The organism is uncultured Roseovarius sp., assembly GCF_913054395.1.
In the GTDB taxonomy this organism is placed as follows: Bacteria; Pseudomonadota; Alphaproteobacteria; order Rhodobacterales; family Rhodobacteraceae; genus Roseovarius.
Window position 1 is genome coordinate 1 of sequence record NZ_CAJXIP010000180.1, and the last position, 5,888, is coordinate 5,888.

Consider the following 5,888-nt stretch of genomic DNA (forward strand, 5'->3'; position numbering starts at 1 on the left):
CCCCCACAGGTGCGCGCCCGACCTTCAGACCGAAAGCCGCGAGGCCTGCGCGCCGCGTTCACGGTAGGGGGTGGTGTTGTAATGCGCCCGGTAGCATTTCGAGAAATGCGAAGGGCTGGCAAAACCACAGGCGAGCGCCACGTTGATCACCGTCATATCCGTCTGCATCAACAGGTTGCGTGCCTTTTGCAGTCGCAGTTCCATGTAATAGCGCTTGGGGCTGCGGCTCAGATAGCGACGAAACAGCCGCTCAAGCTGGCGGGTCGACATGCCGACATCCTTGGCCAGAACCGAGGGGCTGATCGGCTCTTCGATATTGCTTTCCATCATCTGGATGACCTGGCTCAGCTTGGGGTGGCGCACGCCGATCCGTGTCGGTACCGACAGGCGCTGCGTGTCCTGATCGGTGCGGATCGACGAATAGATCAATTGATCGGCCACCGCATTGGCAAGCTTTTCACCGTGATCATCGGCGATGATATTCAACATCAGGTCGATCGAGGATGTCCCGCCCGCCGTGGTCATCCGGTTGCCATCGACCACAAAGACCGACTTGGTCAGATGCACATCCTCGAACTCTTCAAGAAAGCTGTCATGGTTTTCCCAATGGATCGTGGCGCGCTTGCCATCGAGAAGGCCGGCCTTGGCCAAAACATAGGCCGCCGTACACAGCCCGCCCGTCTTGATGCCACGCCGCGCCTCGCGCCGAACCCAGTTCAGGATCCGTTTGGTCGTGGCGGCCTGTACATCCACGCCGCTGCACAATAGCACAACATCTTCGCGATTGAGTTCCGAAAGCGGGAAATCCACGTGAAACCGCGCGCCCGCCGAACAGCTCACCGTATCTTCCGTTTCGTCTGTATCGCCCGTGAGAACCCATTCATAAAGTTTGGCCCCCGACATCCGGTTGGCAATGCGCAGACATTCCACTGCTGCGGCAAAACTCAGCAACGAGAATTTGTCCAGCAACACAAAAACAAACCGCTTTGCCGTTTTCGGCGCGCTGACTTCGATCTTTGTGGTGTTCGATTTCATGGTGCTAGAATCCGTGCTGGAAAGTGCCGTTTATCGGGTCTGTCACGAAAACAGCGTTATTGACAAGACATAGGGGCGTGAATTGCATGAATTACTGCAATACCTATATGGTCTCTTGTGGGGCGCCTTAGTATAGACGAAGCCTGTAATTCGACAAAGCGGAGAAAGACAATGACGCAATGGCAGAAATCGGATTGGCGTAGCAAGCCGCGGATTCAAATGCCTGATTATACCGATGCCGCCGCACTTTCGGCGGCAGAGGCGCGGCTGACGCAGTATCCTCCGCTGGTATTCGCAGGCGAGGCACGCCGCCTCAAGAAACAGCTGGGCGCGGCGTCGCGCGGCGAGGCGTTTCTGCTTCAGGGTGGCGATTGCGCCGAAAGTTTCGAACAGTTCAGCGCCGATGCGATCCGCGATACCTTCAAGGTAATGCTGCAAATGGCAATGGTGCTGACCTATGGTGCCAAGGTGCCCGTGGTCAAGGTTGGCCGCATGGCGGGCCAATTCGCCAAGCCGCGCTCGGCCCCGACCGAAGTGGTGAACGGTGTCGAGTTGCCAAGCTATCGCGGTGACATCATCAACGACCTGGCCTTCACGCCTGAATCGCGCATTCCCAACCCTGACAAGATGTTGCAGGCCTACACCCAGGCGGCGGCGACGCTCAACCTGTTGCGGGCGTTTTCGACCGGGGGCTATGCCGATGTGCATCAGGTCCATGCCTGGACCCTGGGCTTCACCGAGTCGGCGAAGGCCGCGAAATATCGCGAAATGGCCAACCATATCAGCGATGCCCTCGATTTCATGACTGCCGCCGGGATCGACAGCGATCGGGCGCATACGCTCAAGACCGTCGATTTCTACACCAGCCACGAATCCCTCTTGCTGGAGTATGAAGAGGCGCTGACGCGGCTTGATTCCACGTCGGGAAAATGGCTGGCAGGGTCGGGGCATATGCTCTGGATCGGTGACCGCACACGCCAGCCGGATGGCGCGCATGTCGATTTCCTGAGCGGCGTTCTGAACCCGATCGGCCTCAAGTGCGGACCGACGATGACAAGCGAAGACCTCAAGCTTTTGCTGGCCAAGCTTAACCCGACGAACGAGGCCGGGCGCCTGACGCTTATCGCTCGCTTCGGGGCCGGCAAGGTTGCCGATAACCTGCCGCGCCTGATCAAGACGGTTCAGGACGAAGGTGCCAATGTGCTTTGGGTCTGTGATCCGATGCATGGCAACACGATCAAATCGGCCACCGGTTATAAAACCCGGCCGTTTGAATCGGTGCTGCGCGAGGTGCGTGAATTCTTTGGCGCCCACAAGACCGAGGGCACCATCCCCGGCGGTGTGCATTTCGAGATGACCGGTCAGGACGTGACCGAATGCACCGGCGGCATGCGCGCGCTGAGCGACGAAAACCTCAGTGATCGCTATCACACCGCCTGTGATCCGCGCCTGAACGCGAGCCAGTCGCTTGAGCTTGCCTTTCTGGTCGCCGAAGAGCTGTCGGCGCTTCGGGTGGAGCGGCAACAAGCCGAAGCAGGATAAGCTAAGGCAGCCAGGCATTTGTTCTAAATACACAAAATGGCGGCGCGGGGATGATCCTGCGCCGCCTTTTCTTTGTCATGGGTCCGGAAGGTCGCCGGTTTACTTGACCAGGCGCAGGTGATTGCGGCTGGCCTTGCGCTCGCGCACGCGGTCGGCGGCATCGCGCGGTGGGCTTGTCCGCCCCGCCAGTCCACCGGGCAGGGCGCGCATAGCGTGGGTCTCGCGCCCGGCGACGAGCGGCTCGACATGACTGCTTATGATTTCAAAGCGGCGCGAGGTGCGCCCGATCTGGCCGCGGGTGACAAGACAGCCGAGGGCGCGCGAGACGTCGCCCAGATCGCTGCGCAGCGGCAGCATGAGAAGCGTGCCGGTCATTTCGGGGCGTCCGACACTGACCTTGCTGCGCAACTCGAAGCGAAGCGCCGCAGGGCCGTCGAACAGATCGACCAGATGGAGCGCGAAAGCCTCGCGGTCAGCGGGAGCGATCAAGGTGCTGATCGGCATGCCGCGCACCTCCATGCCCATGACATCGCTAAGATGCATGCCCGCGATCCGAAGCCGGGTGACGCCCGGCGCGATCTGCTCGGCGATAAAGGCATTGGACAAAAGCGGCTCGATCCGGCGCGGGTCGATATCAGAGCGGCGCGGCACGTCATGGCCCTTGCGCATGCTGTTCCAATAGACGCGAAAGGCGCGCATATGTTCGCCCTGACGGGCGCTTTCGGTGCCGGGTCGCGCGTTGACCACTGAACTCGTTACGTCGTCGTGCATCTGTCAAAACCTTTGTTCAAAATCGGCCTTCACTGTCCTTGACGATCATCTGATTGCCTTAATTCACGTGTGATCCACCGTACTGTGACTTTAATTTGACACATTTGTGCCTGGATTTGTCTAAAAATCGTCGTGATTGGTTAACTTCCCGGAAAGGTCCTGGTGCGACCCGGTGCTTGCCAGGCGACGGGCCAGTGGCTAGGACAGGACGACCCATCGACCACAGGAGCCATCATCGCATGCTGAATTCCATGACAGCCTTTGCCGCGTCCAAAGGCGCGCTCGACGGGCAGAGTTGGGCCTGGGAATTGCGCAGCGTGAACGGCAAGGGGCTTGATCTGCGCCTGCGGGTGCCGGACTGGATCGAGGGGCTGGAAACCGGGCTGCGGGCGCGGCTTGGCAAGGCGGTGACGCGCGGCAACGTCTCGCTGACGCTGCGGGTGCAAAGCGACGAGCGGGCCGGCGCGCTTACCCTGAACGAGGCGGTGCTTGAGGATGTGCTTGCCGCCATGGCCGCAATCGAGACCCGCGCCATGGATCGCGGGCTGTCGCTGGCCCCGGCCAATGCCGCCGATATTCTGACATTGCGCGGCCTGCTTGAAACCGGTAGCGGCACGCAGGACACCGCTGCGCTTTGCAAGGCCATGCTGGCCGATTTCGAACCGGTGCTGGAAGGATTCCTGCAGATGCGGCAGGCCGAAGGCGCCGCCCTGGAACGGGTCCTGAGTGCGCAGCTTGACGAGATAGAGGGGCTGACCGAACAGGCCGCCGAGGTGGCCGTGGCCCGCAAGGAAGACCTGTCGCAAAGTTTTCGTGCGGCGCTCGGCCGGGTGATGGAGGCGGCGAACGGTGTCGATGAGGGCCGCGTCGCGCAGGAGCTTGCGATGATGGCGGTCAAGCTTGACGTGACCGAAGAGATCGACCGCCTTCGCGCCCATGTGGGGGCCGCGCGCGCGCTGCTTGCCGAGGGCTCGCCGATGGGGCGCAAGCTTGATTTTCTCAGTCAGGAGTTCAACCGCGAGGCCAATACGCTTTGCTCAAAGGCGCAGAACGCCGGGTTGACGACCATCGGGCTTGGCCTCAAAACCGTGATCGACCAGATGCGCGAACAGGTGCAGAATATCGAATGAGCCGCGATCGCTCTGGCCCTGGCTGGGGTCGGGGTTGAGTATTTGGGGAAAGATGAAAGACAGCGCGTGACAGACGTCGCGCCGGATCGGAAGAGAGAGTGTAATGGACGATCGCAGGGGCCTTTTGATTATTCTTTCCTCGCCGTCAGGGGCGGGGAAATCCACCCTGTCGCGGAGGTTGCGGGCCTGGGATCCGACGATTGCTTTCTCGGTGTCGGCCACGACCCGCGCCCCGCGGGAGGGCGAGGTTGACGGACGCGATTACCATTTCATGACGCAGGATCAGTTCAAGCGCGATGTGGCCGCCGGGGAGATGCTTGAGCATGCCCATGTCTTTGGCAATTTCTACGGGTCCCCAAAGGGCGCGGTGCAAAGCGCCATCGACTCGGGGCGGGATGTGTTGTTTGACATCGACTGGCAGGGGGCACAGCAAATCCGCAACTCGGTATTGGGGCCGCATACGCTCTCGATCTTTTTGCTGCCGCCGTCGATCGGGGAATTACACCGCCGCCTCGAGACCCGCGGGCAGGACAGTGCCGAGGTGATTGCCAAGCGGATGGAGAAAAGCTGGGACGAGATCAGCCATTGGGATGGCTATGATTTCGTTTTGATCAACGATGATCTGGACGCCACCGAGAAAAAACTTATCACCATCATCGAGGCCACCCGCCTGCGGCGCAGCCAGCAGCCGGGGCTGACCGATCATGTGCGAAAGTTGCAAACCGAGTTCGAGGAGACACGATGACCCTATACGCCCTTGACGGCCATGCGCCGCAGACCCCCGAAGACGGTGATTTCTGGGTGGCCCCGGATGCCAATGTGATCGGCAATGTTGTGCTTGAAACCGCAACATCGGTCTGGTTCGGAGTCACCCTGCGGGGCGACAACGAGGTGATCCGTATCGGTGCGGGCAGCAATGTTCAGGAAAATACCGTCATGCATACCGATATGGGCTATCCGCTGACCATAGGGGCGGGCTGTACGATCGGCCACAAGGCCATGCTGCATGGGTGTAGCATCGGCGATAACAGTCTGATCGGGATGGGCGCGACCGTTCTGAACGGGGCCAAGATCGGCAGGAACTGTCTTATCGGGGCAGGGGCGCTGATCACAGAAAACAAGGTCATTCCGGATAATTCTCTGGTGATGGGCGCGCCGGGCAAGGTGGTGCGACAGTTGGGTGAGGCTGCGATCACTGGCTTGACCATGTCAGCCATACATTACCAAGAGAATGCCAAACGCTTCAATACTGGCCTGCGTGAAGTTTAACGCAGGTTTTTCGTTTATCGGATCGATCTGTCATAGAACCGTTACAGTAAAGCGGTTTGAGCCGTGGAGTTAAAGTGGTTCCAATGGGACTGCGCAGATCAAAACGGACGGGAGCGGAATGATGCCGCAGGGGTTTTATAA

At 60.1% G+C, this 5,888-nt stretch carries 6 protein-coding genes; 4 read left to right on the forward strand and 2 right to left on the reverse strand.

Features of this window, described 5'->3' with window-relative positions; genetic code table 11:
- Positions 1–24: 24 nt before the first annotated feature.
- Positions 25–1,035: a GlxA family transcriptional regulator gene (locus QZ522_RS17150; protein WP_294614445.1), complete on the reverse strand. Its 1,011-nt coding sequence runs from the start codon at positions 1,033–1,035 to the stop codon at positions 25–27.
- A gap of 171 nt (positions 1,036–1,206) precedes the next feature.
- Here QZ522_RS17150 and QZ522_RS17155 point away from each other — a divergent pair, with 171 nt between their 5' ends.
- The gene (locus QZ522_RS17155; protein WP_294614448.1) at positions 1,207–2,577 is read left to right on the forward strand and encodes a class II 3-deoxy-7-phosphoheptulonate synthase; all 1,371 of its coding nucleotides are present in this window, start codon (positions 1,207–1,209) and stop codon (positions 2,575–2,577) included.
- Between the two features lie 99 nt (positions 2,578–2,676).
- Here the strand turns inward: QZ522_RS17155 and QZ522_RS17160 are convergent, their stop codons facing one another.
- On the reverse strand, positions 2,677–3,348 hold the full coding sequence (locus QZ522_RS17160; protein WP_294614451.1) for a PAS domain-containing protein: 672 nt from the start codon (positions 3,346–3,348) through the stop codon (positions 2,677–2,679).
- 239 nt (positions 3,349–3,587) lie between these two features.
- Here QZ522_RS17160 and QZ522_RS17165 point away from each other — a divergent pair, with 239 nt between their 5' ends.
- The 3 genes from QZ522_RS17165 to QZ522_RS17175 all read left to right on the forward strand — a co-directional run bounded on the left by QZ522_RS17165 (position 3,588) and on the right by QZ522_RS17175 (position 5,747).
- Positions 3,588–4,478: a YicC/YloC family endoribonuclease gene (locus tag QZ522_RS17165; RefSeq protein ID WP_294614454.1), complete on the forward strand. Its 891-nt coding sequence runs from the start codon at positions 3,588–3,590 to the stop codon at positions 4,476–4,478.
- A gap of 103 nt (positions 4,479–4,581) precedes the next feature.
- A complete protein-coding gene (gene gmk, locus QZ522_RS17170) occupies positions 4,582–5,223 on the forward strand; it encodes a guanylate kinase (protein WP_294614457.1) in 642 nt (213 codons plus the stop codon).
- Positions 5,220–5,747, forward strand: coding sequence for a gamma carbonic anhydrase family protein (locus QZ522_RS17175; RefSeq protein ID WP_294614460.1), 528 nt, complete (start codon positions 5,220–5,222; stop codon positions 5,745–5,747). Before gmk ends, QZ522_RS17175 begins: the two co-directional genes overlap by 4 nt.
- Positions 5,748–5,888: the final 141 nt, after the last annotated feature.